This is a genomic window from Paenibacillus wuxiensis (assembly GCF_040195695.1).
Classification (GTDB): Bacteria; Bacillota; Bacilli; order Paenibacillales; family Paenibacillaceae; genus Paenibacillus_B; species Paenibacillus_B suaedae.
Window position 1 is genome coordinate 79327 of the sequence record NZ_JBEFZI010000004.1, and the last position, 25485, is coordinate 104811.

At 47.5% G+C, this 25485-nt stretch carries 20 protein-coding genes and 1 pseudogene; 16 read left to right on the top strand and 5 right to left on the bottom strand.

All coding sequences use genetic code 11. From position 1 onward, the window contains the following. Positions 1-120 precede the first annotated feature (120 nt). Positions 121-871 (top strand): annotated as a pseudogene (locus ABN764_RS09415) (serine hydrolase domain-containing protein); the annotation flags it as partial. A gap of 364 nt (positions 872-1235) precedes the next feature. On the opposite strand, the gene ABN764_RS09420 reads toward ABN764_RS09415, so the two are convergent. Continuing rightward, the gene (locus tag ABN764_RS09420) at positions 1236-2195 is read right to left on the bottom strand and encodes an NADP-dependent oxidoreductase (RefSeq protein WP_174807293.1); all 960 of its coding nucleotides are present in this window, start codon (positions 2193-2195) and stop codon (positions 1236-1238) included. Between the two features lie 338 nt (positions 2196-2533). Here ABN764_RS09420 and ABN764_RS09425 point away from each other — a divergent pair, with 338 nt between their 5' ends. Together ABN764_RS09425 and ABN764_RS09430 are read left to right on the top strand one after the other, a co-directional pair. Then, positions 2534-3133 carry a nitroreductase family protein gene (locus tag ABN764_RS09425; protein WP_021254066.1) on the top strand — a complete coding sequence of 200 codons (600 nt, stop codon included), beginning with the start codon at positions 2534-2536 and terminating at the stop codon, positions 3131-3133. 304 nt (positions 3134-3437) lie between these two features. After that, positions 3438-4601 carry an Ig-like domain-containing protein gene (locus tag ABN764_RS09430; protein ID WP_446671699.1) on the top strand — a complete coding sequence of 388 codons (1164 nt, stop codon included), beginning with the start codon at positions 3438-3440 and terminating at the stop codon, positions 4599-4601. A gap of 243 nt (positions 4602-4844) precedes the next feature. Here ABN764_RS09430 and ABN764_RS09435 read toward each other — a convergent pair whose 3' ends face one another. Next, entirely contained in the window at positions 4845-5387 is a 543-nt protein-coding gene (locus ABN764_RS09435; protein ID WP_021259883.1) for a transcription repressor NadR, read from the bottom strand. Beyond that, positions 5377-6522: an IscS subfamily cysteine desulfurase gene (locus tag ABN764_RS09440; RefSeq protein ID WP_446671700.1), complete on the bottom strand. Its 1146-nt coding sequence runs from the start codon at positions 6520-6522 to the stop codon at positions 5377-5379. Before ABN764_RS09440 ends, ABN764_RS09435 begins: the two co-directional genes overlap by 11 nt. A 235-nt stretch (positions 6523-6757) precedes the next feature. Here ABN764_RS09440 and nadB point away from each other — a divergent pair, with 235 nt between their 5' ends. The 4 genes from nadB to ABN764_RS09460 all read left to right on the top strand — a co-directional run bounded on the left by nadB (position 6758) and on the right by ABN764_RS09460 (position 11245). Next, positions 6758-8455 carry an L-aspartate oxidase gene (nadB, locus tag ABN764_RS09445; protein WP_446671701.1) on the top strand — a complete coding sequence of 566 codons (1698 nt, stop codon included), beginning with the start codon at positions 6758-6760 and terminating at the stop codon, positions 8453-8455. Beyond that, positions 8437-9270, top strand: coding sequence for a carboxylating nicotinate-nucleotide diphosphorylase (gene nadC, locus ABN764_RS09450; protein ID WP_446671702.1), 834 nt, complete (start codon positions 8437-8439; stop codon positions 9268-9270). Before nadB ends, nadC begins: the two co-directional genes overlap by 19 nt. 22 nt (positions 9271-9292) lie before the next feature. Next, positions 9293-10390 carry a quinolinate synthase NadA gene (gene nadA / locus ABN764_RS09455; protein WP_446671703.1) on the top strand — a complete coding sequence of 366 codons (1098 nt, stop codon included), beginning with the start codon at positions 9293-9295 and terminating at the stop codon, positions 10388-10390. A gap of 198 nt (positions 10391-10588) precedes the next feature. Further along, positions 10589-11245, top strand: coding sequence for a DJ-1/PfpI family protein (locus ABN764_RS09460; RefSeq protein ID WP_446671704.1), 657 nt, complete (start codon positions 10589-10591; stop codon positions 11243-11245). A gap of 149 nt (positions 11246-11394) precedes the next feature. Here ABN764_RS09460 and ABN764_RS09465 read toward each other — a convergent pair whose 3' ends face one another. Next, entirely contained in the window at positions 11395-11976 is a 582-nt protein-coding gene (locus ABN764_RS09465) for a TetR/AcrR family transcriptional regulator (RefSeq protein WP_021259688.1), read from the bottom strand. A gap of 250 nt (positions 11977-12226) precedes the next feature. On the opposite strand from ABN764_RS09465, the gene ABN764_RS09470 reads away from it, so the two are divergent. The 9 genes from ABN764_RS09470 to ABN764_RS09510 all read left to right on the top strand — a co-directional run bounded on the left by ABN764_RS09470 (position 12227) and on the right by ABN764_RS09510 (position 24809). Continuing rightward, entirely contained in the window at positions 12227-13489 is a 1263-nt protein-coding gene (locus ABN764_RS09470; RefSeq protein WP_446671961.1) for an MFS transporter, read from the top strand. 171 nt (positions 13490-13660) lie between these two features. Beyond that, positions 13661-14722 carry an LLM class flavin-dependent oxidoreductase gene (locus ABN764_RS09475; protein WP_446671705.1) on the top strand — a complete coding sequence of 354 codons (1062 nt, stop codon included), beginning with the start codon at positions 13661-13663 and terminating at the stop codon, positions 14720-14722. A 66-nt stretch (positions 14723-14788) separates the two neighbouring features. Next, positions 14789-15736: an alpha/beta hydrolase gene (locus ABN764_RS09480; protein WP_446671706.1), complete on the top strand. Its 948-nt coding sequence runs from the start codon at positions 14789-14791 to the stop codon at positions 15734-15736. 220 nt (positions 15737-15956) lie between these two features. Continuing rightward, positions 15957-17525, top strand: coding sequence for a histidine ammonia-lyase (hutH, locus tag ABN764_RS09485; RefSeq protein ID WP_446671707.1), 1569 nt, complete (start codon positions 15957-15959; stop codon positions 17523-17525). Positions 17526-17578: 53 nt separating this feature from the next. Next, entirely contained in the window at positions 17579-19243 is a 1665-nt protein-coding gene (gene hutU, locus ABN764_RS09490; RefSeq protein WP_446671708.1) for a urocanate hydratase, read from the top strand. A gap of 126 nt (positions 19244-19369) precedes the next feature. Further along, positions 19370-20674, top strand: a complete 1305-nt coding sequence (gene hutI / locus ABN764_RS09495; RefSeq protein ID WP_446671709.1) for an imidazolonepropionase — start codon at positions 19370-19372, stop codon at positions 20672-20674. A 386-nt stretch (positions 20675-21060) separates the two neighbouring features. After that, positions 21061-21861 (top strand): CPBP family intramembrane glutamic endopeptidase, encoded by an 801-nt coding sequence (locus ABN764_RS09500; protein ID WP_446671710.1) that lies wholly within the window; start codon positions 21061-21063, stop codon positions 21859-21861. 67 nt (positions 21862-21928) lie between these two features. Then, positions 21929-24196 (top strand): sensor histidine kinase, encoded by a 2268-nt coding sequence (locus ABN764_RS09505; RefSeq protein WP_446671711.1) that lies wholly within the window; start codon positions 21929-21931, stop codon positions 24194-24196. Next, complete coding sequence (locus ABN764_RS09510; RefSeq protein ID WP_446671712.1) at positions 24186-24809, top strand: response regulator transcription factor; 624 nt, start codon at positions 24186-24188, stop codon at positions 24807-24809. The genes ABN764_RS09505 and ABN764_RS09510 overlap by 11 nt, the downstream gene beginning before the upstream one ends. 173 nt (positions 24810-24982) lie before the next feature. Here the strand turns inward: ABN764_RS09510 and ABN764_RS09515 are convergent, their stop codons facing one another. Beyond that, positions 24983-25384 (bottom strand): RidA family protein, encoded by a 402-nt coding sequence (locus ABN764_RS09515; RefSeq protein ID WP_446671713.1) that lies wholly within the window; start codon positions 25382-25384, stop codon positions 24983-24985. Positions 25385-25485: the final 101 nt, after the last annotated feature.

Below are 25485 nucleotides of genomic sequence, written 5' to 3' on the forward strand. Positions count from 1 at the left end.
CTCGTAATTATGTTTAAGTTCTATAATGTATGTTTGACATAATTTGAACTCATCCTTTAAATATCGACATTTGTAGCTGGCAAATTAAGAGAGTCATAATATCGTCATTTATAGATGTAAAAATTGGCGGCTCCGGACTTACAAGCAGATCCGGGTGCATACTCGGTATATAATAACGTTGGTTTTTCGTTAGCTGAAATATTGGTAGAGCGAGTTAGCGGCATGAACACCGCAGGATGTTGTAAATCCAGTGACATTGGCGGGGGTCTATCATCCAAATTATGAGGGACAACTTCCAACAGAAAATTATAACGTCATTGCATCCGGAGGCGTTTACTCCACTGCTGAAGATCTGGTTACATTCTCGCGGATCTTCACAGGAGAAGTCGATGGTATTCTATCTCCCAGGTCGGTAAAAGCAATGGAACAAGCAGAGTATAAAAGAGGTATATGGCCACCGGAAGAGGCTAATTCGTCATTATCGTACGGGTTAGGATGGGATAGTGTGAATTTGTTCCCGTTCAACCAATATGGCATCAAGGCGATTACGAAAGGCGGAGATACCGCGTCCTATCATTAGTCGCTAGTCGTACTCCCGGAATACAACATGTCTGCGGCTGTTGTCTTGTCAGGTGGTTCGAGTGCAACCGATCAATTGTTGGCTATTGAACTGCTGCTTAGCGCGCTGCAAGAGAAAGGAATTATTAAAGAACGGAAGCCAGAAAAGTCACATGGCGTGCCTATAAAGGCAAATATGCCGCAGGAATTGTCCCTGCATGCAGGACTTTATGGCGGCGCTGCAGGTGCGATTATGAAGATAGAAATGAATCCAGTGGGGGAGTTGGCTGTATCCACGATCACGACTCCGAACCTCAAAATCATTGATGCAAACAAAGCAGCGAACAGACTGCAAATCCCAGCGATGGCTGGCCGAGATTCGCTGGAACTTAGGCGGGGATATGTATCAATCACACCGTGGTCAGCGGTAACAATCAAGTTGTGCTGCCGGATAACGGAAGGGTTGTATTTGCTGGAGAGGTCGGCTCTATATTTGAGATTTCATTGAAAAAGGAATAGGAAGGCTTGTCCAAAGATAAAAGTTCAAAGTGCTGTCTCTAAGATCATTATCGACCTTGGAGACAGCACTTTTTTACTTTTTTATGGGCCATTTATTCATTTATTACATCATTTATAGAACAAATACGGATACAACTTACATCTAGTAAAAAAGATGTTCAATCCTCTCTGCTTAGAACGATCTTACCTCGCGTTCGTCCTGTTTGATTAGACAGATGTGCTCTTCTTACTCCATCAACCGTCATCGGGTAGACTTCCCCTACGATTGGTCTAATTTTTTGTGATTCAACCAGTTTGCGAATATGATTCATGTTTTCGCCATCGGGACGCGTGAACACGTACTTAATGTTTAATTGACGCTCTGCTTCTATTTTATTTATGGAATCAGGGCGAACTTCATCTGGCCCACCGAATATGGTAGCCACCGTTGCGTTCAACTTCATGCAATATAATGCCTCTTCGAATGAAGAACCACCGAGCGTATCGAGCATGAAATCAAACTCTAGCCCTGAATCTCGGATGCTTTCCTGATCGTATGCAATCACTTGATCTGCGCCTAACTCTTTTACAAAATCGATGTTTTTAGCGCTTGTTGTCGTGGTCACATGAGCTCCCAGCGCTTTCGCCAATTGAACGGCAAAGGATCCAATTCCACCACTTCCGGCTAAAATAAGCACGCGATCCCCTGCCTGAACATTTCCCACTTCTACGAGAGCCTGCCATACGGTAAGGCCCACGAGTGGAAGGGATGCTGCCTCAACATACGTCATATAACGAGGCATTGGAGCAACAAGATTTGCAGGAACAACAATCTCATCGGCGTACGTGCCTTGCTTCTCCATTTCTGGACGGAAGAACACATTGTCTCCTACTTGAAATTCGGTTACATCCGTTCCGACAGCCGCCACTTTACCTGCCGCATCCCACCCCAAGATCAGAGGAAGCTGATACGGAAAGCTTTCTTTCAAGTATCCTTCCCGTACTTTCCAGTCTACAGGGTTCACCCCACTAGCTTTTATCGTAATGAGCAGGTCGTTTGGGCCTACTGGTTCTGTCGGAACGTGAACCAACGTAAGCGTCGTTTCATCTCCGTATGTTTCAATGCCAATCCCTTTCATATCAAAATCTCTCCTTCTATATTTGGAAGTGCGGTAGGTTATTTACTTGTTATTTCATTTAGTATAGATAATTCAAATTCAAAAGTCATTTCTCTTTCTTGTTGACTATACTCATTTTATTTTATATAATTATCTCGAATTAAAGATACTCTAACCAAAGATAAAATGAGTCCATCCCAGACAGCTGTTGTTCATATTTGTATAAATGCGAAACAAGCAGGATACATTAAGTGAGGATGGATGAAAAAGTATCGAAAATGATGCAATTAATTTATTTACACATGTTTCCACAACATACATCGATTTAAAGGATAATCGAATTTAGGAGGAAGAAAACGATGACAAAAGATTTCTACACTGCACTTAAAGAAAGACGTACTTACTACGGAATCAATAAAGAGGTCAAAGTATCAGATGAAAGAATCAAAGAAATCGTCGAATTTGCTGTGAAACACACTCCGTCAGCGTTCAATTCACAATCTTCGCGTTTGGTTGTATTGTCTGGTGAGGCACATAATAAATTATGGGACATTACAACGGAAACATTGAGAAAAGTAGTTGGTGATGGAGACTTCTCAGGAACACAACAAAAAATGGATTCCTTCAAAGCAGGTTATGGTACTGTATTATTCTTTGAAGATGAGGCTGTAGTGAAATCACTTCAAGAACAATTTACTGCATATGCTGACAACTTCCCAATTTGGTCAAACCAAGCATCAGGTATGCACCAATTAGTGGTATGGACAGGATTGGAAGCAGAAGGATTGGGAGCATCTTTGCAGCATTACAATCCACTGATTGATGATGAAGTGAAAAAAGAATGGAATATCCCTGCTAATTGGAAACTTATTGCGCAAATGCCATTTGGTAATCCAACAGCTGCACCAGGTGAAAAGCAATTCAAACCGTTAGAAGAGCGTGTAAAGTTTCATAAATAATTAAGTACTATGTAAACGGAACATTCAATACAAAGAATCCATTTTGATTTGTCATTATTCAAAATGGGTTCTTTTTTGTGCCAATAAGTAATTTTCATAAGATTTCTTTGCAGTAGATTCTTGCACAACCTAGCCGAAGGATTGAGAAGGAAATCGTATACGCGTGCGAGATGTTCACTTTTTCTCACGATAAGCCGTTAATAAATAATATAGTAAATAATTGGACAGGTGAACTTTTTTGATTCCACCATAGTCTAATCGTTAGCTATACATAGAGAACCTAGTCGTTGAGAGAGGAGAAATTATGAAGTCAGTAATTGAAGTTAGAAAAGGCCGCATTGGCATTGGGTGGCTCATCGTTTGTTCGATGCTTATCATGGCCTTATCATGCCCAACAAGTTTACATGCCCAGAGCGATGCGGTGTCAGTGACATACGGCAATCAGCCAGGTTCCGTTAAGGAGTTTGTGAAATATGACGTGAGTCCATCTAATTCTGTCACATTAGGTGCGGGTTCCTCCAAGTCGATTAAAGTATACGGATATGAATCCAATGGGAAAAAAGTATCGCTTGGATCGAAGGTGCAATGGCAGTCAGACAATGAGCAAGTTGTGAAAATGAGCGGCGCAACAATTAAAGGAGTGGCGGAAGGAAGTACGATCGTTACAGGCGTATATGGATCACAAAGGTTTGATATTTCCGTACACGTTACTGCTACGATTAAAAAACTAATTGTAACTCCTACGAAGGTGGTACTGTCTCCCGGGAAGTCTGCGGCTTTTTCCGTTCAAGCGGTCTATGCGGGCGGGAGCACAAGAGATGTAACTTCACAGGTGACGGCGAAAGCGTCAGGTCAGGGCATCGATGTTGGCAGCGGTGTGGTTACGGCGGTGGGGCAGCCAAAGGGGAGCGTCAGCGTAAAACTGTATTATGGAGGGAAAGGTGTAACTCTTCCCGTTGTACTACAGGAAAACTTGGTGAATATTGATGTTCAGCCTACATCTCTCGTGGTGGAAGCGGGAGCTGCGAAGCCCATTAAAGTAATCGGCACTTTATCGAGCGGCAAAAAGGTGTCTCTTGCTGGCAAGATAGCATGGAAGTCCGGCAATGATCAAATTGCCAAAGTAACCGTTTCCGGCGTAAAAGGACTTACGGAGGGAACGACGAGAATTGTGGGCGTGTACGGTGATCGTACGTTTGAAATCCCGGTTCAAGTCACACCAAAGTTGAAAAAGCTGACCGTTGTGGCATCAACGGCGAAGCTTGCGCCTCATCAGTCGACGAGCTATCGAGTACAGGCAGTATACAGCAGCGGTAACACGTCTGATGTCACGTCACTTGCCAAGTCGAAGTCGAACGGCAAGGCGACTGCCAATCAAGGGATGATTACTGCAGTAAGTAAAGGGAAGGCTGTCCTTACCTTTTCATATGGCGGCAAACAAGTATCTCTGCGTATCACAGTAGAGTAGGATGATCTTGAGTTCTAGTTCTATACAAGGCCTGCACAGGTTGATGACCTGTAGAAGTAAAGCATGATGTTCGTGTTGCTCGTGATGTCAGCGTCATGAAGATGTATATATCGGAAAGCGGCAGCTCAGGATTCGTCATTCCTGATACTGCCGCTTTTCATTTACCATTATGGAGAATCTCTTTGTCTCACGGCAACTATGTAGACGTCAATTAGACCTCTATCCGTAAGAATGTGCCCGTGCTTAGTCCGTAATAAGGAACCCGACCTTTTTGAGCGCTTCGCATACTTCATCCAATCGCTCTTCGCTTGGGGAGGTCAAGGTATGGAGATGAATTCCATTCGTAAGCTCTGAGATGAAGGCTGCTCCGCTGCTGCGGATATTGTTCATGAAATCATATACCTCTTTGCGGGTATTAACGCGGATTTGTGCCGAGATTTGCCCGTATATGGGGTGTTCCACGATAACATCCTTGACGCCTACGCCATAATCGACGATAAGCAGCAGTTCTTCCTCACTTTGCTCGGGTGCGTGCTGAACGGCAATTACTCGCTCGAACAACGAGGCGTTTTCTTTTGTGCTTTGATCCATGTATACGTATCCTTGGCTAGTCGCGAGAATGGGTTCATTGCGCGCCTTTAGCAAGGTCATATCTTGCACGATTACTTGGCGTGATACATTGGCTCGTTGGGCCAACTCGGTTCCCGTGAGTGGGGAGGAGGACTTCAGCCAATCCAGCAGCTTCGTTCGGCGCTCTTCGCCTGTCAGCTTGATGTTAGTCGCCAATTGGATTTGCTCCTTTCAAGGACGCCAGCAATGTTAATAGGCTGTCCAGATGCTCAGTTGTTGTGGATCTGCCGAAGGAAATGCGGATAAACCGAAGCGCTTCCTCCTTGCAAAGTCCAATAGCGGCAAGAGAGGGGGAATGCTCCTGATGACCTGCTGCACAGGCCGTTCCGGTCGAAATGCAGATTCCGTTGCGATTACATTCTAGCATAACATATTGGCCCTCCATCCCGTCAAAGAGGCACCCGGCAATATGTGGAGCAACTTCGGCGTATTGTTCGCTCACAGCAGGGGTGAGTGGGATTCCAAGCCGTTCAGCTTGGGTGAACAAATAAGTATGAAGCTGCCGGAAGTGTAAGAACAGCTCAGCTTGATTCTCCATGCAATGTTCGGCAGCGGTCACGAAGGCGCCAATACCGGGAACATTGACTGTCCCCGCACGAAAGCCGCGCTCATGATTGGTTCCTGGAAGGACAGGCTGCCAAGGGACGCGTGGGTGAAGGAAGGCGGCTCCCACCCCTTTGGGGCCATACACTTTGTGGCTGGACAGCGAGCAGGCATCCACTCCCAGCTGGCGGATATCAATCGGGAGCTTGCCAAATGTCTGAACCATATCACTATGCAGGAAAATGCCTCGTTCTCTGAGTAGAGGCGACAGCTCTGCCAACGGCTGCACAATTCCTGTCTCGGAATTGGCATGCTGAATGGATACTAAACCTATGTCCGGTTCAAGTGCTTGTTTAAGAATTTCCTTCGTGATGATACCTCTCGTATTTGGCTCAATGAGCGTCACCCGGTATCCTAGCCGTTCCAGATAGGGAATGGCATTTCGGATGGAGGCGTGCTCCATTACCGTTGTGACAAGATGCTTTCTCCCCTCTGGCAACCCGTTCAGAATGGATTGAATCGTCAATAGATTCGACTCTGATCCTCCGCTCGTAAAATACATGCCTTCCTTAACTCCACCTATCATACTTGCCAGCTTCTCTCGGCAGTATTCCAGCACATTTGCTGCACGGCCGCCTGTGTCATGAAGGCTGTGACTATTGCCGTATGCTTCGCGGCTCAATTCGGTTAGTAGGTGCAGCGCCCGTTCATCCATAGGTGCAGCAGCGGCGTAATCCAAATATATCAACGGTGAAAGTCCCCTTTATATTCTTGTTATTTGTTACTCATCATGCAGTCACTTTTCCTATGTCTATCCAGGAATGAGTTGCCTTTATCAAAATCCTTGCTTGCAAAGTGACTGAGCTTATTGTAATGTTGTATCAGATTTACTGTCAATACAGGTGTAAAGACACATGTATATTATATGATTATCTGTTTGTAAAGTTCATGCACTTATTTTCGAAATAAAGAAGTGAAGAGATATGGAAAAGGGAGAACACTCCGTTATTGTTGTGGGTTCTGGAGTCGCGGCACTGTCGTTACTATCCTCGCTGCCTCCACATATACACGCAACTGTATTAACCAAGGGAACGGTGTCAGACAGCAACTCGATTCTGGCACAAGGGGGGATTGCTACCTCCTACTTGCCAGATGATACGATGCTTAGTCATATCGCAGATACACTTGAAGCCGGAGCGGGGCATAACGACCTGAACATGGTGCAGACGGTCATTCGGGAGGGCAAGGAGATTATGCTTGAGCTTGTAGAGGCTCAGTTTCCTTTTGACCGTGATCACGATGGCAGGCTAATGCTGGGACGTGAGGGAGCTCACCGTGCGAATCGGATTTTTCATGCTGGCGGTGACGCCTCTGGCAGGATGCTGGTGGAGTATTTGCTGCAGCAGATCCCAAGACATGTTCAAATCCGTGAATTTGTTACTGTAATAGATCTTCTTGTGGAGAACGGACGCTGTAATGGTGTTGTTCTCCGAAGCAAGGAAGGGCAGATCGAGACGCTTCATGCTGATCATGTCGTGTTAGCCACAGGAGGAAGTGGCAGCCTGTATCGCCATCACAGCAATCATCAGATTGCAACCGGCGATGGGCTGATGCTGGCCTATCGTGCAGGAGCGCATCTAACGGATCTTGAATTCATGCAGTTTCATCCGACGTTGCTTGTGAAGGATGACCGCAGCTATGGACTAGTGTCCGAAGCGGTGCGCGGGGAAGGCGGTGTGTTAATTGACGAGCATGGCCGCCTGATTATGGAAGGCAGACATGAACTTAAGGATTTGGCCCCACGTGATGTCGTAGCTCGTGTAATTCATGAAGAGATGCAGCAAGGGCATGCGGTGTATATAGATATTCAAGCATGCGGAGAGTTTCGAAGTCGCTTCCCGAGTATTACACGACTTTGTGAAGAAGCTGGTGTAGATCTGGAGCAGGGACGGATTCCAGTAGCACCGGGCATGCACTTCCTCATGGGGGGCATTCAAGTTAATGAATGGGGAGAGAGCAGTATTCACGGATTATTTGCAATTGGGGAAGCTGGCTGCAACGGACTCCATGGAGCTAATCGTCTAGCGAGCAATTCATTGCTGGAAGCACTAGTTACAGGGCGCAGGGCGGCAATGCGAATTCGTACGAGTGAACTCGGGAAACTGGGATCACGGGCCGACGAGGTTGAGGCAAACGTTGTCAGAGGAACCAGAGCGACTGAAGCAATCACGGGTGAAGCAGCAATTACTGGCGAAGTAGGCATGGCTAAAGAAGTCGAGGCTGAAATAGTTGATGGCAATGTGCAGCACTCCATTTCGATACAGGTTCCGCAGACGTCGCTTGCTGAGCTTCAGCGTAGAATGACGGCGGCAGCAGCAATTGAACGGAATCGGGAACAATTGCAGGGCATGAAGCAGTGGTTAATGGAGATGCCGACACAGGCCTTAAAAGTGCAAAAAATCACAAGGGAACAGTTGGAGCTTGCGAACTTGTGGCAGCTGGCACAACTTGTTACCGAGTCTGCTTTGCTGCGGGAGGAGAGCCGCGGGGCTCATTACCGGAGCGATTGTCCGAATCGTGATTATCATAATTGGGGAAGTAGACAAATTGTCCATTCCCTGACAGGAATTCAAATTGTGCGTAACGAAAGGATTGTGCCATCATGGAACGTTTTCAGTTAAGACGGCTGCTGGAATCCTTCTATGCGGAGGATATCGGAAGCGGGGATCAGACATCGTCATTTCTATTTGACGGCGAACAGTGCGAAGCGGTTATTAAAAGTAAGGCTGCTGGATTGCTTGCAGGGACGGATGTCATTACAGAGGGATTTCGGCTGATGTCAGAGGGGATTCAGATTTCCTTGCAGAAGCGAGATGGGGACTCTCTATCTAAGGGAGAACCAATAGCAGTCTTACAGGGACCTGCGGGAGCAATGCTGACTGGAGAGCGCGTTGTCCTGAACTTGCTGCAGCGCATGTCTGCGATTGCGACTCAGACGCGACAAGCGATTCGGCTGCTCGATGACGAGCATACCCGAATTTGTGATACGCGCAAGACGATGCCGGGTCTGCGCATGCTCGACAAGTATGCGGTGCGTGTAGGCGGCGGCTATAATCATCGCTTCGGTCTATATGACGGCATTATGATCAAGGACAATCATATTGCGGCTTGCGGCTCGATCACAGAGGCGGTTAAACGAGCGCGATCTTATGCCGGCCACATGATTCGGATTGAGGTAGAGATTGAATCGGAGGCACAGCTGGTAGAGGCCATTGCCGCGCAGGCAGATGTCATTATGTTCGATAACCGCTCACCGGAAGAAGTGAAGCACTTCGCATCATTAACACCAGAAAGCATCATAACTGAGGCATCAGGCGGGATTACGTTTAACACGCTTCACCAGTATCGGGGAACAGGTGTGGATTATATATCGCTCGGATTTTTGACTCATTCAGTACACAGTCTAGACATTAGCATGGATGTAGAACTTCGTTAAGGAACAGAGGGGGAGAGAGACGATGTCCATATTGGAAGTGATGAGAGGCGAACATGGCATGATGCCTGAGCACTATAAGCGGCTAAGTGTGGAAGAGATGGAGCAGCGGGTGCGTGATATCAAGCAGCGGTTCGGCTCGAGATTGTTGATTCCCGGCCACCATTATCAGAAGGATGAGGTCATTCAGTTTGCCGACATTACAGGGGACTCGCTGCAGCTTGCTCAGCGAATTACAGATGCAGAGTTTATTGTCTTTTGTGGTGTTCACTTCATGGCAGAGACGGCTGACATGCTGTCATCTTCGAGTCAAGTCGTTGTGCTCCCAGATATGCGTGCTGGCTGTTCGATGGCGGATATGGCCAATATGCAGCAGACCGAGGTGGCGTGGGAACGTCTGCAGGCAGTGTATGGAGATACCATTATTCCGTTAACCTATGTCAATTCATCGGCTGAGATTAAAGCCTTCGTTGGCCGACATGGAGGCGCGACAGTAACTTCATCTAACGCGAAGGAAGTATTGGCATGGGCGTTCAAGCAGAAGGAACGAATCCTCTTCCTGCCGGATCAGCATCTAGGGCGGAATACGGCTTATGATCTGGGCATTCCGCTGCGCGACATGGCGTTGTGGGATCCGGAGCTGAGGGAGCTGGTAACAGATCATGAGGATGTGCAAGCCATTCAGGTTATCTTATGGAAGGGACATTGCTCTGTGCATGAGAAATTTACAGTAGATAATATTCGCAGTGTTCGGGAGCGGGATCCGGAGATTCAGATTATCGTTCATCCTGAATGCTCGCGTGAAGTCGTTGCGTTATCGGATTATGCAGGATCCACGAAGTATATCATTGATACGATCAATGCCGCGGAACCTGGAACGAAGTGGGCCATCGGAACGGAAATGAATCTCGTGAACCGCATCATCCATACTCACCCGGATAAGCAGATTGAATCGCTCAATCCGAATATGTGCCCGTGCTTAACGATGAATCGGATCGACTTGCCTCATTTGCTCTGGTCATTGGAGCAGATTGACCAAGGCAAGCCGGTAGGCATCATTACGGTGCCAGAATCGATCAAGGTCGATGCTGTTAAGGCGCTGGATCGAATGCTGCAGATTTAGGTAAGAGCTGTCAGGGGCGAGCGCATTATTGGGGATAACATTGCTGATCGAGCCGCAGGTGGTGCGTAGTGAATGTACACGTTATTTTCCATTATACCCGGCAGTGGTTTCACAGTATTGACACCTATATACTATAGGGGGGTATGGTATATTCTGTGTGGATACGAATCAAACATCTGCGCGAGGGAGAGGTCTTGGATGGAAATCGCAATCATGCTATACGATGGAATCACAGCCTTAGACGCAATTGGGCCCTACGAAGTATTTGCGGCTACAATGAAATGCAAAGTGAAGTTTGTCGCCAAAGAAAAAGGGTTGATTAAATTAGATTCGAAAATGGGCTATATGCATGCCGATTACAGCTTTTCGGAGATTACTTCAGCTGATATTCTTGTCGTGCCTGGCTGCAGCCCACCAAACTATAAAGCTCCGATGTATGATGAAGCGATGTTGAATTGGATACGCCAATTGCATGAGACCACGACTTGGACGACATCGGTGTGCAACGGTTCCTTGATTTTGAGTGCTGCTGGCTTGTTGAATGGTGCCAAGGCAACAAGTCATTGGGGATCCTTCGAACTGCTTCGTTCGCTTGGAGCCATTCCAACAGATGAGAGAGTGGTTCGCCATGGCAAAATCGTCACAGCGGCCGGCATCTCTTCCGGTATCGACATGGCACTCCAATTGGTAGCCTGGGAAATGGGTGAAGAGATGAGCAAAGGAGTGCAGTTGATTTTGGAATATGATCCTCAGCCTCCGTTTGATGCAGGTTCGCCCCATAAAGCGCCGGCCCTATTGGTAGAACAGATAAGAGGAATGCTTCAACAGTTCTCACAGCAGGAGCCGAATTTATAAATCGTAATCCGTCTATCAGGTCTGGATACAGACAGGCGAGGATTAGAACAGAGAGAGTTATCAGCAGCTGAAAATAGAAAGCAGCAGTCTAGGACTTTATTCGGGTGCTAGACTGCTGCTTTTTCATTTCCTAGACGACCTACATTACATTACTTCAGCAACGCAAGCGTCGCTCTGATCGCATTATCAATAAATGATTGCTGTGGACGAGACTTCAACATAACAGTCAGTCCAATTAGCGAGATGATGAGCGCTTGTGACAAAGCCTTCGCTTCTATATGAGCATCGAGCTCGCCTGATTGAATCCCGCGCTCTATCGTTTCTTGAAAAATGACAGACAAGTACATTTGATGTTCTCTTGTTAGAATTTCGAATTTCTCATCATGAGGCGCAAGTTCGACCATGGTATTTATGCAAAAACAACCCCGACTGCAATCACCTGCATATTCCTCAGCAACCACATCTGCAAAAAACGCAGCAAATGCTTCTTTGACAGAAGAGTGGCTTTGAAGCTTGTCACGTGTCTCAGAAGCCCGGGACATCATGTATTTGCGCAGCGCAGTTTCGAACAATTCTTTTTTGTCTCCAAAGGCAGCGTATATGCTAGGGCGCTGAATACCCATTCTGGAGGTTAAATCGCTTAACGAGGTAGCCTCATATCCCTTCTCCCAAAATAGCTGCATGGCCGCATCTAATACTTTACCTTCGTCAAATTCGCGAGTTCTTGCCACAATACATACCTCTCTTTTTACGTACTGAACAGTATGTTATTATTTTATGATTTGCTGTTCTTTTTGTCAAATATAGGTCGGACTATCCTAATTGAGAGAGGATGGACATTTCAACAAACGCTAATGAATTCAAATATACTTGTTGACAATAGGAGTTGGCGTCAGATATATTTACTGGGAATTATAACATACCGATCGGTACAGTATGATAATCACTAAGTTAAGCGAATGGAGGTAAAGTGTGTCCAACATGGAGGAGATTCTTGAAAAGGCAGCGATCCCTGCTCATGCCAAGGGAAATTCCGCACAGGAATCACAGCTTACGTCTGATCCTGATCAGCGCACGACGATGTCTCGTTATGTGATCCTGTTGTTTGCGGCTGCTTGCGGCATGTCTGTCGCCAATATCTACTTCGCCCAGCCACTGCTCGATCAGCTGTCGGTTGAGTTTGGTATTGAGCATTCGCTCATTGGCATCGTTATTACGATCACTCAGATCTTTTATGGGCTGGGATTGCTTCTGCTGGTACCGCTTGGGGATTTGTTGAACCAGCGCCGGTTAATTATCGGACAGATGTTATTGTCCATGATCGCTCTCGTTATCGTGGGAACGGCTCCTACCAGCACCATTTTATTTGTTGGCATGGCATTGGTTGGGCTGCTTGCCGTAGTGACGCAGACGCTTGTGGCGTTTGCGGCAACGATGGCTGCCCCCGCTGAACGAGGACGCGTCGTTGGCATGGTCACAAGCGGAATTGTCATCGGCATTCTGCTTGCAAGGTCCATTGCCGGTATTGTAACGGATCTTGCAGGTTGGCGTGCCGTATATCTGGTCTCCGCCGTGATGCTGCTGCTTATCGTTTGTATGTTTGCTAGAGTGCTGCCCCATTATGAGCGTGAGGTCAGGTCACTGTCCTATGCTCAGCTGCTCGGATCCGTGATTACGTTGTTTGTACAAGAACGGATGCTGCGTATCCGCTCTGTCCTGGCGCTGCTGATTTTTGCTGATTTCAGCATTTTGTGGACTTCACTCGTACTGCCGCTTAGTGCGCCGCCGCTATCGCTTTCACACAGTACTATCGGGGCGTTTGGACTGGCGGGTGTTGCCGGAGCGTTAGCGGCAGCACGAGCGGGGAAGCTGGCTGATCGAGGCTATGGACAGAGAACGACGGGCTTTTCCCTGGTTCTACTGCTGCTCTCATGGTTGTTCATCCGCTATACGGACCAGTCCTTATTCGCATTAATGATTGGCATAGTTCTGCTGGACTTGGCGGTGCAAGCCGTACACGTCACGAATCAGACGATGATTCTTCCTTTGTGCGCGGAGGCGCGCAGTCGACTAACTGCCGGATACATGGTGTTCTATTCGATCGGCAGCGCAAGCGGCTCAATTGCTTCAACCCATGTCTATGCACATTATGGCTGGGGAGGCGTATGCTTGCTCGGAGCCTCTGTCAGTGCAGCAGCTCTCCTTTTTTGGGCAATAACCAGACGCGTTGGGGCTGCTGCATGAAGGTAAGCTGGTGTCCTATGATCTACAGATTCAGCATCGTGAATCGAATTGCTTATCACCTTACTCAACAGAACTGAATAATCACGCGAAATGAAGATGTATACGACATTAAATAAATGTTATCAAGCCTACTCGATATGCCGTGAACGATACGATAAGGAGAGATTGTCCGTGGAGATTGGTATTACTTCGTTTGTAGAAACAAAGCCGGATATTCAGACTGGTGAAGTGATCAGTCACGCACAGCGACTGCGCGAAGTCGTAGAGGAAATTGTACTTGCTGATCAGGTGGGACTTGATGTGTTCGGCATAGGGGAGCATCATCGCGAGGACTATGCGGCATCTTCACCAGCAATCGTGTTGGCAGCGGCTGCATCACGAACGTCGCGCATTCGGCTGACGAGTGCGGTGACGGTACTTTCTTCAGCAGATCCAGTGCGCGTATATCAGGATTTTGCTGCGCTTGATGGGATTTCAAATGGACGTGCTGAAATTATGGCGGGCCGGGGTTCCTTTGTCGAATCTTTTCCCCTGTTTGGCTATGATTTGAACGATTATGATGAGTTATTTGAAGAACATTTGGAATTGCTTCTCCACATAAGAGAGTCTGAGAGGGTTACCTGGTCAGGGCGTCATCGGCCAGCGATTCACAATCTGGGCGTGTATCCGCGTCCGGTTCAAGAGCCATTGCCGGTATGGATTGGGAGCGGGGGGAATCAGGAGTCCGCTATCCGTGCAGGTCTGCTAGGGCTGCCGCTGATGCTGGCGATCATTGGTGGGAGTCCGATGAACTTTGCACCGCTTGTGCAGCTGTATAAGAAGGCAGCCGCGCATGCTGGCCACGATGAATCGCGGCTCCAGGTCGGTTCACATTCGATAGGATTTGTTGCAGAGGATACGGAAGCAGCAGCTGATATGTTTTTCCCGTCTACCCAGGCAGGCATGAATAAACTCGGCAAGGAGCGGGGCTGGGCGTATTATGACCGTTCCAGCTTCGACGCCGCCCGCAGCTTTGAAGGAGCGCTATATGTTGGCGATCCGGACACGGTTGCTAACAAGATCATACACCTTCGCAAGCAGGTAGGCATTACACGCTTTATGATGTATGTGCCCCTAAGCACGATGCCGCATGACCAAGTGATGAGGGCGATTGAGCTGTTAGGGACAGAGGTTGCGCCACGAGTTCGGGAGGAAATTAGCAAGTGGGAAGCTGAAGTGGGAATTCAAGCGTAATGCAGAGTTGTTATAGATAATAGAACAAGTGCTTCGAAACTACATCTCAGTATGGGAGGAGCTTACATGAATTTTGAAAGTCGGGTATTGCCGGAATTAAGAGCGGCATTAGCACAGTTTCCAGGTTTTCAACTAGAGGAGAAATTAGCGTGGAGCAGAAGCTTGTTGTCGAATCCTCCGATTGAGAAGTCAGAGCATGTACATACGACAAGCCAGATGATTCCGGGGGCAGCAGGCGAGATGTTGGCCAAAGTTTACGAGCCTGCCTCACGAACAGGCGCCAAGCTTCCGGCCATGCTGTGGATTCACGGGGGAGGCTATGTAATGGGACATCCGGATATGGACGATACCTTATGCGAACGCTTCGTGCAGGCAGCGAATTGCATCGTTGTATCGGTCGATTATCGACTTGCTCCCGAGCATCCCTACCCAGCTGCAATCGATGATTGTTATGCTGGCCTGATATGGATGACGAATGAAGCCGAATCGTTAGGCATTGATGTAGATCGAGTCGCGATAGCTGGTGCGAGTGGAGGCGGCGGTCTAACCGCAGCGCTTGCCTTAATGGCTCGCGACAAAGGCGGTCCACCCCTTATCTTCCAAATGCCGCTGTATCTGATGCTCGACAACCGAAATAAGTCGGCATCAAGCTATGAAGTTGTGGCCGACAATGCAACCTGGAGCCGTACGAATAACGTAGCAGCCTGGAGCATGTATTTGGGAGATGCTAGCGACACTCGCGAAGTATCCCCATATGCGGTGCCGTCGAGCGCAGAAAGTTTGGCGGGGCTGCCGCCGACCTATACGTGTATTGGCCAGCTCGATCTGTTCCAAGATGAGACGATCGATTATGTGACTCGACTTGCGGAAGCGGGTGTAGATGTTGAGTTCCATCTGTATCCTGGAAGCTATCATGGCTTCGAAGTGTTCGTCCCCGACGCGGAAGTGAGCCGGCGCGCAAGCCAGGGCTATGTGGATGCGATGGCCAAGGCGCTTAATCCGTCAGTCTGCTGATGCACCATACTTGACAGAAATGAATACACATGTAATAGTAAATGAAATGGATATATTTGCCTATCTAATTCAAATGAAAGGGCGATGCATAGTGATGCGCGTTCATCATTGTTACTGGGATGAGCAATTTCATAGGTCGGCCCTTTTGAACAAGAGGCTGTGTGGAAGCTAACGACTTCCGCACAGCCTCTTTCTTTTGGTAAAGCAAGAAAGGAGAGGGATGGTTGTGGCAGTTAAACATTTGCAACAGAAAGAGCATACGGGGCCAATCACGCTGGACGGAGGACAATTGACACTAGGTCAACTGACTGCGATTGCCTATGGTTACGCTCCAGTGGTTCTCGCCTCCGACGCCGTACAGCGCGTCATGCGATGCCGTGAAATGGTCGAGGAATTTGTGGATGCGAATAAAGTGGTATATGGGGTTACGACTGGATTCGGCAAATTCAGCGATGTCATGATTTCGCCGGAGGATTCGGCAGAATTGCAAGCCAACTTAATTCGGAGTCATGCCTGTGCCGTTGGTTCTTCCTTGCCAGAGGCAGCGGTGCGCACGATCATGCTGCTGCGGGCGAACGCCCTCGCGAAGGGATTCTCCGGCATTCGTCTGGAAACGCTTCAATTGCTCATCGATTGCCTCAACCGGGGCGTTCATCCGGTGATCCCTGAGCAAGGATCACTTGGCGCGAGCGGAGATTTGGCCCCATTGTCGCACTTGGCGCTGGTTCTTATGGGTGAAGGGGAAGCTGTCTATCATGGAACGCGCATGTCCGGTCATGTTGCATTGGCATCGGCAGGTCTGAAGCCCGTGCAGCTGCAGGCCAAGGAAGGACTGTCGCTCATCAATGGCACACAGATTATGACAGCAATCGGTGCACTGACTTATGTGCATGCACTGCGGCTTGCCAAGACGGCGGATGCGATCGCGGCTCTGACGGTGGAGTGCTTGCTTGGGATTACGGATGCGTTCGCGGATGAGCTTCAGCGCGTCCGCCCGTATCCAGAGCAGATTGGCGTCGCTGCCAATCTGAGAACACTGCTGAGCGGCAGTCAGTTGACGACGAAGCAAGGCGACATTCGTGTGCAGGATGCCTATTCCCTGCGCTGCTTGCCTCAGGTTCATGGCGCATCGCGACAGGTGCTTGCTTATGTGGAGGATAAGTTGAATGTGGAGATGAACGCAGCGACCGATAATCCGCTCTTGTTTTTGGAACAGGGCACAGTCATCTCGGGCGGGAATTTCCATGGACAGCCGATGGCGTTTGCGATGGATTTCTTGAAAATAGGGATGAGCGAGCTAGCCAATATAGCGGAGCGGCGCACGGAGCGGCTAGTCAATCCGGCATTGTCTGGCGGGCTGCCCGCTTTCCTTAGCCATCAGCCTGGTATGGCGTCTGGCATGATGATTCCGCAGTACGTGAGCGCATCGCTCGTCTCGGAGAACAAAGTACTGGCTCATCCGGCGAGTGTCGATTCGATCCCTTCCTCCGCCAATCAGGAGGATCATGTATCGATGGGCACGACGGCTGCCCGCCATGCGGTACAAGTGGTAGACAATGTGTCCAAGGTTCTGGCCATTGAACTGATCTGTGCGGCAGAAGCCGCCGAGTTCCGAGGCGTAGAGAAGCTGGCTCCTTCGACGCGTGCGCTCTTCGATTCGGTGCGCAAGCTTGTACCGCCGGTAACAACGGATCGCTCTTTAAGCAAGGAGATTGAAGCCGTTGCATCTGCGCTTAGCAGAGGGGAGTTCCTTCATGCCGTAGAGGAAGTAGCAGGCCGATTATATTAAGTCGACTTCAAGAAGAGAACATCAGGTTTCATATGAAAAGGAGGCGTAACAAGATGAATCAGGTAAAGAGAAGCATTCGTGCACCGCGCGGTAACGAACTGACATGTAAAGGATGGGTACAGGAAGCAGCCATGCGCATGCTGATGAACAATTTGGATCCAGAAGTGGCGGAACGACCGGAAGACTTGGTGGTCTATGGCGGGATAGGCAAGGCGGCACGCAACTGGCCTTCCTACGAGGCCATTGTCCGTGAACTGCAGCGGCTGGAGAGCGATGAGACGCTGCTTATTCAATCCGGCAAGCCGGTCGGTGTATTCCGCACGCATGAGCGGGCACCCCGCGTACTCTTGTCAAATTCTGTGCTCGTACCGAATTGGGCGAACTGGGATCACTTCCGCGAGCTCGAACGCAAAGGGCTGATGATGTATGGCCAGATGACTGCGGGAAGCTGGATTTATATTGGGACGCAAGGCATTCTCCAAGGCACATATGAAACGTTCGCGGAAGCTGCTCGTCAGCATGCAGGAGGATCGCTTAGCGGCACGCTTACATTAACGGCCGGTCTTGGCGGCATGGGTGGTGCCCAGCCTCTTGCTGTGACGATGAACGATGGCGTTGTGATTGCAGTCGAGGCAGATCGTTCTCGGATTGAACGCCGAATTGAAACGCGTTACTGTGATGTATTGGCCGAGACCCTAGATGAAGCATTGGAACTCGCACAGCAAGCAATCAATGAGCAGAGGGCGTTATCGATCGGACTGCTCGGCAATGCGGCCGAGCTGTTCCCTGAATTTGTGCGCCGCGGCATCAAGCCCGACTTCGTAACCGACCAGACTTCTGCTCATGATCCGCTCAACGGTTACATCCCAGCTGGATACAGCTTGGAGGAAGCGGCTGCTCTTCGTGTCCGCGATCCGAAGCATTATATCGAGCTGGCGAAGGCCAGTATGGCGGTTCACGTGCAGGCGATGTTGGACTTGCAGAAGCTCGGATCTGTTGTATTCGATTACGGCAACAACATTCGCCAAGTGGCATTCGATCAAGGTGTGCAAGACGCGTTCGCATTTCCAGGCTTTGTTCCGGCTTATATTCGTCCGCTCTTTTGCGAGGGCAAAGGGCCATTCCGCTGGGCCGCCTTATCGGGCGATCCGGAAGATATTCGCAAGACAGATGAACTCGTATTGAAGCTGTTCCCGGATAATGATCATTTGCGCCGCTGGATTGCGATGGCTCAAGAGAGGGTGTCCTTCCAAGGCCTTCCGGCCCGTATTTGCTGGCTCGGATATGGAGATCGCGCCAAGTTCGGCTTGGCGATTAATGAGATGGTGAAGTCAGGCGAGCTAAGCGCTCCGATCGTTATTGGCCGCGATCATCTCGACTGCGGCTCCGTTGCTTCCCCGAACCGCGAGACGGAGGGGATGAAGGACGGCTCCGACGCTGTAGGAGACTGGGCAATCTTGAATGCACTTATTAATACATCGGCGGGAGCCTCATGGGTATCTGTTCATCATGGCGGCGGCGTTGGCATGGGATATTCCTTGCATGCCGGTATGGTCGTCGTTGCCGACGGCACGGATGAAGCTGCGGAACGCCTGCGCTGCGTCTTGACGACCGATCCGGGGATGGGGGTCATCCGCCACGTAGACGCAGGATATGACGAAGCGGTTGCAACCGCGGAGCAGCATGGAATCTGTATTCCAATGCGTCAGCAGTCCTGAGAGCAGAGCACGGAATCAACATTGCAATGCCCGCAGTCCTGACAGCACGGGAAATTGCCGATATTACGGCGAAGTACCAACGGAATATTGCCCTACCTAAATACGCAACGAGGGAGGTTTCTTTCATTGGAACAGATTGATTTGCTTCTAACAGGTATCGGATGCTTATACACCCCCGAAGGTAATGGGCCCAGATATGGGGATGAGATGGGACAGATTCGGGAAATTAAGGATGCAGCTGTCGCAATAAATAAAGGAAAGATCGTATTGGTTGGACAGAAGGATGAAGTGATGGCTGCCTTGGCAGGAGCAGCTATTCGCGAGATGATTGACGCCGGAGGCCGCATCGTGACGCCTGGGTTAGTCGATCCGCATACGCATCTCGTTCATGGCGGCTCCCGTGAGCACGAGTTAGCAATGAAGCGCTCAGGAGTGCCCTATCTTGATATTCTGGCGAAGGGTGGCGGAATTCTAAGCACGGTCAAATCGACTCGGCAATGGAGCGAGCAAGAGCTATACGACAAGGCTTATCGAAGCCTAAATGAAATGCTGCTCCAAGGGGTGACGACGATCGAGGCGAAGAGCGGCTATGGCCTGAACCTGGAGACAGAACTGAAGCAGTTGCGTGTCTCGCGTCGACTTCATGATACGCATCCGGTGGACATCGTCTCTACCTTTATGGGTGCACACGCTGTACCCGAAGAGTATAAAGGACGGACAGAGGAATTCGTGGCCGTAATCATTGAGGAAATGCTCCCGGCCGTAGCAGCAGAAGGATTAGCGGAATTTTGCGACATCTTCTGCGAAGAAGGCGTATTTGACGTGGAGCAATCCCGCGTTATCTTGATGGAGGGCAGACACCATGGGCTCATTCCGAAAATTCATGCGGATGAAATTGTAGCCTTAGGCGGCTCTGAGTTGGCCCAAGAGGTAGGAGCGATCTCAGCCGAGCATTTGGTGATGACGACTGATCAAGGATTGTCCAGTCTGGCCGCAGGTAACGTGATTCCGGTCTTGCTTCCGGGAACGACCTTCAATCTTGGTCTGTCCCAGCATGCCCGCGCCCGCGATATGATCGACAAGTTCCAGCTGCCTGTCGCTCTCTCGACCGACTACAATCCGGGATCATGCCCGACGGAATCGATCCAACTCATCATCATGCTGGCATCCTTGAATCTGAAAATGCAGCCTGAAGAGATTTTGACAGCATGCACGTTGAATGCAGCTGCTGCGATCAGACGCGCAGCAGACATCGGCTCTATCGAAGTCGGCAAGCGGGCGGACTTGACCATTTTTGATGCGCCTAACCTAGCTTACTTGCCATATCATTTCGGCATTAATCATACATTCGGTGTAATCAAGAACGGAACGCAGGTCGTGTGGAATCGTACCCTGAAGACGCAAGTAGTGCAAGGAGGAGGTGTGCGATGAATACTTGCATTCCTCATCTGCGTGTAGCGGAAGAAGCTGCCTTCCGTGATTAACCGGAAATGAAGGCAGCCTATTCGGGGCGCGGTATGGTGAAGCGACCGTAATACTATAATTGCCGACCTTCCATATCTACAAATTACCTAAAAAATCGTCTACAAGATGGATGCTGCCTGACGCAAAAGCGAGGCAGTATCTTTTTTATTTCCATTTCGCTGCCTGACATGAAGTTGAATGGAATATAAGACAGGAGCCTCATTATTTGCGAGATCACGCAAAAATATTTGCGTCGTCGCATGCAAATCATGCGCTACATACAGATTCGCCAATCTATGGCTTCATGATATTTTTAAAAAGCATTGAAGTTCAATAGATTGGAGTGAATACAGATGACGGTATTTTATCAGAGGCTGAAAAACTTCTTTAATTTACAGGATCCAGACTATGTTGATTTTCTGCGAAAATATGAAGCAAAAGGGAAGAAGCAAATTACATTCTATTTAATGCTTGCTCTCATTCCAGGGGTGCTGACTTATATTCTTATCTATTTTTTCCGTGAGCCGTTTATGGAATTGACGGGTTTATCTAGCCACAACACGCAGTTTTTCATCTTGGCTATTATGGCATCGGTCTGGCATGTATTTTTTCCATTTGCAATGTTACGATATGCTGATAAGCTCTCCTTTACAGAATCCCTTCGATATTTAGGCTTTACAAGACTGGATCTAAAAGGTCTTATTATTGTGTTTCCAGTAATTGTGATTCTATTTACATTGATCTCCCTTCCCTATATGAGGTTCATTTTTCCGCCTTTACATGAATATTTAAATAGCCTCCCGTATTTCCACATGGGAGAGTGGCATATTTGGCAGCAAGGTTATTATGATTTTCCGTGGTACTTGTTGGTGATTGGGGTGTTCGGGAATTTTGTGGGAGAAGAAATCTATTTTCGTGGTTACTTGCTCAGAAAAGTGGGCTCGCTTAAGTTTGATTGGTTAATTATTGCAGTGTTATTTCAAATTTATCATATGTGGCAAGCACCGCAGAACTGGGCGTTCATTCCTCTATCTATATTTATTCCCGAAGAGATATTAGTCAAACTCCGGAAAAATATTTATGGTGCCATTTTGCTTCATCTTTTTGTGAATACGATTTGGGGTATCATTACTTTTAAACTAGTTGGAGTGTAAAATGAGTAAAGAATCTATGCTACACGACTAATATTACTAATATTAAATGTCAACCAAGGTGAATGTAATGAAAAATGTAAGGGGCAAACATCAGTATTTCGTATATCTATCTTTGTTTCTTTTTTTATTCGCTGCATTCTATATTCATTGGCAGTCTTTTGAATACCCATATATAGGCGTTAAATTGGAGAATAAGAATGAAAAATGGTTCGTGACAGGGATTGATCCTGGCGGGAAAGCAGAAGAAATAGGAATCGAACCAGGCGACGAGCTCATAGCCTTGGATGGAAAGAGATTAACCGATTGGCAACACAGCAAGAATATCGATATGAAACAAGTGAAGACGTATACGTTCCTCCATCACGGCACAGAAATACAAGGCAAGGTGGATCAGCGGGATTTTTTTAAACAGATCTTTGCGATTGGAGTTGAATGGATACTCGTCGGAATCGGAAGCTTTACTTACTTCAGGAAGCCTGAATCACATCTGATACGCGATTTTTTCAAAATGAATATTGTGTTGGCGTTCATCATTTTGACGATTTATGCGACTGAATTGATCATAGCGAATGTAATCTTGGCCGCATGCTCGATCTGGATTCCTTACATGATGCTCGACATGTTCCTTCAATTGATTTTTACAAAGGTAAGACCTGTGGTGCAAAGTTTATTTACCTGCGCTAAAGCTGTGCTCGTTGTTTTTACCCTTTATGCCTCATTCACCATCACGATTGGCAGAATTCCCGATTGGATCAGGGATATTACACTTATTCAATTTATGATTGTTATTGGGATTATATTAGTTTTGGGGAGACTTCATTGGAGTCGTTTTGATCGAATAAGAAAGAACTATTTGTTGATCCTTGTCACTGGAATTTCTCTCAGCTTTCTCCCCTTTTTATTTTTATATGCGATCCCGAATGTAGTGGGATTACGGTACATGTTAGCACCAGAATATGCGATGATTGGGCTTATCCCTTTCTCCTCCACGATTATGTACATTTTGATTAAACAGAGAATGGTTGATATGCAACTTTATATTTCCCGGCTATCTATCCATACGTTGTTTGTTGCCGGACTGTTCTTTGTTTATTTATGCTCGATTTCATTTAAGTGGTCACCTATGATTTTTATTTTTTTCTTATTCGCCTATACAGGAAGCTATCAGTGGGCTTTGAAATGGGCTAACGACAAAGTGAACGGTAGAAAGCTATGGCTAGAGAAAGAAAAACTTAAACTCTCGATTCAACTTACGGAGAAGAAGAATAACCGTGATTTAATGATGATGCTGGTGGAGATGATCCAAGAAGTAATCGACGTAGAAGGCATCTGTGTCATATGGAGAGACGGCGTTCAACAACATGCCTATTGCGTAGGTGTTTTCGAAGAGCTGGAAGAACAGTTAATCATGGAGGATTGTAGCGAGCTGGATTTAAGGCAAAAATATCGTTTTAGTGAAGTGTTACGTGTAGGGGAGAAGGATTATTTATGCCTTGGGCATAAGAGCAATGATACGTTTTTCTCGGCAGAGGAACTTCAGTTTTTAGAAAAAATACATATGGAAGTGTTTCGGCTGTTAAGGAATGCCCAATTACTCTCCAACATGCAAAAAAACTATCTATCGGTAAAAGTTCAAGATGGTGATGATACCAAAGAGGCAGCCAATCCTAACAACAAGATGAATTATGTAATATTGGAGGCACAAGAATCCGAGCGAATACAGACCTCTTACTTTTTACATGATCAAATCTTGCAAAACCTCATTTTTCTTTCCCGTGATTTAGAAGAGCTGTATGACTCCAAAGTGATCAATAAACAGAAAGTGAAGCTCTGGCTTCATTGTATCTATGACTCACAGAGTGAGATTCGCCTGTTATGTGACCGCCTTCATCCGCATATTGTTGATAAAACCGATTTAAAGGACGCTGTGCAATGGCTGATTCGTTCAACGAAGGAGAGAGCGGAGCTTGAAATCGAATTTCAATACAAGCTTTCGCCCGATCTGGTGCTGCAACCGTTAGTGAAAACCAATATTTTCAGAATCATCCGGGAATTGCTTACGAACGCAGTCAAACATGCCAATGCTTCAAGGGTAGTCCTAGCGATTTGGAATACTGGGCGTGTACTTCAATGTAGGGTGCAGGATAATGGAGCAGGATTTGACGTCGCGGAACTGGGCCGACATAGCTCTGATCAACGTCACTTTGGTCTTGTATCCATTCATCATCAGGTCACTTATTTGGGCGGTGTAATGAATATTCATTCTTCAATAGGGACAGGCGTAGATGTTCATATTTGTGTGCCAGTAATGGAGGATCATTGCCATGTTGGATAAAATTAAAGTGATGCTGCTGGATGACCATCCTTTAGTCATGGAAGGATTAAAGAACCGAATAAACGAGGAGAATGATCTTCATGTAGTCGGAACTTTCACGGATCCGCGCGAAGGTATTCAAGAGCTGGACCATTTAAAGCCAAGTGTATTCGTTATGGATATTTCAATGCCGCATATGGATGGCTTCGAAGTGGCAAAGCTATGCAAAGAGAAATTCGGGCTAGCTATGAAAATTATTATGTTGTCCGGCTACACTTATGAGGAGTTCTACCAAAAAGCGTATGATATTGGAGTCCATGCTTATTTATCCAAACAGGCCACTTACCAGGAAATCATTAATGCGATTAGACAAAGTGTATTAGGCCATATCCTAATACCGGAGAAAGTTCTAAGCGGTCTAAAGCAAGATCAATTGTCCGCTATGGAGAGGGAAGTGCTTAAACTAATTGCTCAAGAAAAGAGCAATCAAGAGATCGCTGTTATTCTAACGATGAGCAAGCGAACCGTTGAATATCACATTGCATCTATTATTGATAAGCTTGGAGTTAAGACGCGCATTGGTGCTGTCGTAAAGGGTTACGAATCCGGTATGCTAATAAATCAAACCCAGTAGAACGGCAGATACAGCTCGTGATCCATATGCAGCTCGTACTCTTCTGTAATCCTCATGAGCGCGAGGTTAATTATATTAAAGGCAATCTGTATGAGAACGATCCATCTTACTATAATAAAGAAAATCCCTCCTCAATGAGGGGGGATTTTCATATAGGAACTGAGAACAGTTTATCAGCCTGCGGCCCATACATCCAATTCAATTTTCAATTCAGGAAGACCTAATCCAGCAACATAGGCAATCGTCATGGAAGGAGAGGGAGCGCCGAATACATTATTCCACTCCGCATCGAAATGATCCCAGTCGATTTCTTCCGTCGCCCAAATATTCACTTTCACGACATGATCAGGCGTCAGCTTCTGAGAAGCAAGGAGGGCAACAATGTTGCTCATCGTGTTCGTTACTTGTTCGTTGAAGTCAGTTGGAATGTGATTGTTTGGATCGATTCCAATTTGACCAGAAAAAACATACAGTTCCGCATCTCTGCTAATTTTGGTTACATGGCTGTAGTGTCCAACCGGCTTGGCAATTGATTCAGGATTATATCTGGAAACGATAGGATTGATTTGTGTCATAAGTAATATCTCCTTTTAAATGGTTTCGGTTATTTCCTTCAAAATGGACAGACTTATCCCGTCACATTGAATTCTAGAAGAAAACAGCAGTAGAATACCCG

What these genes read in the sequence shown, in the direction of transcription:
- ABN764_RS09420 (WP_174807293.1), bottom strand. Translation starts at nt 2,195, where the DNA reads ATGAAAGGGATTGGCATTGAAACATACGGAGATGAAACGACGCTTACG.
- nadB (WP_446671701.1), top strand. Translation starts at nt 6,758, where the DNA reads ATGGAAAAGGGAGAACACTCCGTTATTGTTGTGGGTTCTGGAGTCGCG.
- ABN764_RS09515 (WP_446671713.1), bottom strand. Translation starts at nt 25,384, where the DNA reads ATGACACAAATCAATCCTATCGTTTCCAGATATAATCCTGAATCAATT.
- nadC (WP_446671702.1), top strand. Translation starts at nt 8,437, where the DNA reads ATGGAACGTTTTCAGTTAAGACGGCTGCTGGAATCCTTCTATGCGGAG.
- ABN764_RS09500 (WP_446671710.1), top strand. Translation starts at nt 21,061, where the DNA reads ATGACGGTATTTTATCAGAGGCTGAAAAACTTCTTTAATTTACAGGAT.
- ABN764_RS09480 (WP_446671706.1), top strand. Translation starts at nt 14,789, where the DNA reads ATGAATTTTGAAAGTCGGGTATTGCCGGAATTAAGAGCGGCATTAGCA.
- ABN764_RS09425 (WP_021254066.1), top strand. Translation starts at nt 2,534, where the DNA reads ATGACAAAAGATTTCTACACTGCACTTAAAGAAAGACGTACTTACTAC.
- ABN764_RS09505 (WP_446671711.1), top strand. Translation starts at nt 21,929, where the DNA reads ATGAAAAATGTAAGGGGCAAACATCAGTATTTCGTATATCTATCTTTG.
- nadA (WP_446671703.1), top strand. Translation starts at nt 9,293, where the DNA reads ATGTCCATATTGGAAGTGATGAGAGGCGAACATGGCATGATGCCTGAG.
- ABN764_RS09470 (WP_446671961.1), top strand. Translation starts at nt 12,227, where the DNA reads ATGGAGGAGATTCTTGAAAAGGCAGCGATCCCTGCTCATGCCAAGGGA.
- hutH (WP_446671707.1), top strand. Translation starts at nt 15,957, where the DNA reads ATGGTTGTGGCAGTTAAACATTTGCAACAGAAAGAGCATACGGGGCCA.
- hutU (WP_446671708.1), top strand. Translation starts at nt 17,579, where the DNA reads ATGAATCAGGTAAAGAGAAGCATTCGTGCACCGCGCGGTAACGAACTG.
- ABN764_RS09510 (WP_446671712.1), top strand. Translation starts at nt 24,186, where the DNA reads ATGTTGGATAAAATTAAAGTGATGCTGCTGGATGACCATCCTTTAGTC.
- ABN764_RS09430 (WP_446671699.1), top strand. Translation starts at nt 3,438, where the DNA reads ATGAAGTCAGTAATTGAAGTTAGAAAAGGCCGCATTGGCATTGGGTGG.
- ABN764_RS09460 (WP_446671704.1), top strand. Translation starts at nt 10,589, where the DNA reads ATGGAAATCGCAATCATGCTATACGATGGAATCACAGCCTTAGACGCA.